The sequence below is a fragment of the Mesorhizobium sp. M7A.F.Ca.CA.002.05.1.1 genome, assembly GCF_003998335.1.
Classification (GTDB): Bacteria; Pseudomonadota; Alphaproteobacteria; order Rhizobiales; family Rhizobiaceae; genus Mesorhizobium.
On record NZ_RZQI01000837.1, the window covers coordinates 1 to 2,577 of the forward strand.

At 63.6% G+C, this 2,577-nt stretch carries 3 protein-coding genes; 1 reads left to right on the forward strand and 2 read right to left on the reverse strand.

What is annotated here, in order from left to right; genetic code table 11:
- On the reverse strand, positions 1-484 hold a 484-nt coding region (locus EN939_RS29240; protein WP_127271161.1), incomplete at its 3' end, for a DUF2059 domain-containing protein.
- A complete protein-coding gene (gene rpiA / locus EN939_RS29245) occupies positions 471-1,202 on the reverse strand; it encodes a ribose-5-phosphate isomerase RpiA (protein WP_127271162.1) in 732 nt (243 codons plus the stop codon). The genes EN939_RS29240 and rpiA, both read right to left, overlap by 14 nt.
- A gap of 625 nt (positions 1,203-1,827) precedes the next feature.
- Between rpiA and EN939_RS29255 the strand changes: the two genes are divergently transcribed.
- Entirely contained in the window at positions 1,828-2,511 is a 684-nt protein-coding gene (locus EN939_RS29255; RefSeq protein WP_127271163.1) for a phosphoglycolate phosphatase, read from the forward strand.
- Positions 2,512-2,577 lie beyond the last annotated feature (66 nt).

Genomic DNA, 2,577 nt, shown 5'->3' on the forward strand with positions numbered 1-2,577 from the left:
GCGTTTCGCCGACCTGCTGGGCGAGATCGCGGCCGAGGCCGTTCTGCCAGATGTCGGCTGCCTTGACCAGTTCGCGGGTCACCGTCGGGCCGCTATCGAGCAGCTTCTTGCCCGAATCGGAATTGTAGAAGGCGGCGATGTCGGTCAGTTCCTTTTCGGAGAACACTTTTGCGTAGGCGAGTGCGGCTTCCTTCTCGAGATCGGCGCGGCGCGAGGCCAGCGCCAGCGCCTTCTCGCTGATCGTCTTGCCGATCAGTTCCTGCATGTCCGGGTTCTTCTGGATCAGCTGCGATTCGAGCGCTGCGGCTGCCTGCGGCAGGATGTTGTCGAACGGGTCGGTCGCGTGGATCGCAGCGACCGCCGCGCGGGCGGCCTTCAGGTGCGATTCCGTGACATCCTGCGAAAACGCCGGCGAAGAAAAGGCGAAAACGGCCGAGGCCGCCAGAAGGACGGAAAGGCTGCGAACCCGGTTATGCAACGTCATGATCGGTAGAACTCCCTGGTTTTCGGGCGGCATGGACGGTTTGGATGCCGTCGCCGCCGGCGATGATGGCCGCTGAAGCCAGCCCGATGAAAAGACCATGCTCGACAACGCCCGGAATGGCGTGGAGAGCATTCGAAAGCGCTCTTGTATCCGGAATGCGGCCAAAAGATGCATCGAGGATAAAATGGCCGCCGTCTGTAACAAAAGCCTGGCCGCCCGTCATCCTCAATGTGACCGGCCCGGAAAGACCGAGCTTTTCAGCCGCCGCGGCAACCGCGATTTCAGTGGCGCGCAGGCCGAATGGATTGACCTCGATCGGCAGCGGAAAACGGCCGAGCGTCTCGACCATCTTGGAGCGGTCGGCGATGACGATCATGCGCTGGGACGCCGCGGCGACGATCTTCTCGCGCAGCAGCGCGCCGCCGCCGCCCTTGACCAGGGTCAGTTCCGGGTCGACTTCGTCGGCGCCGTCGACGGTGAGGTCGAGCTCTGGCGTTTCCTCCAGCGTCGACAGCGGTACGCCAAGTTCGCGGCACAGCAACGCGGTGCGCTCCGAAGTCGGCACGCCGATGACGGTCATGCCGGTGGCGACCTTTTCGGCAAGCAGCCGCACGAACTCTTCGGCCGTGGTGCCGGTGCCGATGCCGAGCCGCATGCCTTCGCTCACATGGGCGAGTGCTGCCCGCGCGGCTTCGACCTTCAACTGCCTTGCATCCATGTCGGTTATTGCCCCGGAAATTCGCTGCCGGGCTCGTAGCATTTTTGCCGGTCCGGTCAAAGCCCCAGGCGGCGGGTCCCCAGGTGATCCTGCGTAGGAATTATTTCCTTGACCGGTGAGGGCAGCTATGCTACATTTTTGGTTATGGTGCTGATTTGCGCCAACGACCCGCCGCTGTGGCGGGTTTTTCATTTCTGGAAGCTCGCCGCGAAATGTCCGGTCCGATGGGGCCTGCTTGCCCGGCGCGCTCGCCCAGGACAATCGCTTCAGGTTTTGGAATTCGCCCCGTCACCCTTTTCCTGACGCTGGCGCCGCCCCTCACCTGCCTGCCGGCATCCTCTCCCCGTATAGTGAGGGGCGCTCTCATCGGTGGTTTCGCCAATCACCAGCGTTGCAAGAAGGGCGCCGTCATTGCGGCCAGCCACTTCTCCCCGTCACTATACGGGGAGAAGTGCCCGGCAGGGCGATGAGGGGCAGCGCCGGCTTCCACAATTGGTGGTCCCGCCACACGTTGAAACTGTCACCGGTCTGAAGCGATTGCCAAGCCGGCTTGCCCCCAGTCAGCTTGCCTTGACGCGCCGCAGCCGCTATCGCCTGCCCATTGCACACCTGCCCAGGACAGACCATGACCCGACCAATCATCGTGTTCGACCTCGACGGTACGCTGATCGACACAGCGCCGGACCTGCTCGACAGCCTGAACCACAGCCTTGCCGCCAGCGAGATCGCCGCGGTCGACGAAGCCGGCTTCAGGCGTTTTGTCGGTCACGGCGGCCGGGTGATGATCGAGCGGGCGCACGCCGCCCATCAGCGATCGCTTGCCGTCGAGGAGCACGACCGGCTGCTGAAACTTTTCCTCGACCACTACACGCTCAACATCCCCGGCAAGTCGCGCCCCTACCCCGGTGTCGTCGAGGCGATCGCGCGCTTCGAGGAGGCCGGCTATGTCCTCGCCATCTGCACCAACAAATACGAAGCCAACTCGCTGGCGCTGATCGAGGCACTCGGCCTGACCAAACATTTCGCGGCCATCGCCGGCCAGGACACGTTCGCCTTCCGCAAGCCCGACCCGCGCCATCTGATCGAGACCATCAAGCTGGCCGGCGGCGACCCGCACCGCGCGCTGATGGTCGGCGATTCGCAAACCGACATCGACACGGCAAAAGCCGCCGGCATTCCCGTGGTGGCGGTCGATTTCGGCTACACCGACCGCCATGTCCGCGAATTCGAACCCTCGGCTGTCATTTCGCATTTCGACGCGCTGACGCTCGATCTGGCGCAGAAGCTGATTGCCGCTGCGGGAAACTGACGGAATGTAGCCGGCGTTGGTCGGAGACAGGGCGCAAAGCACAGCAAAACCGATCCCTGTCAGAAC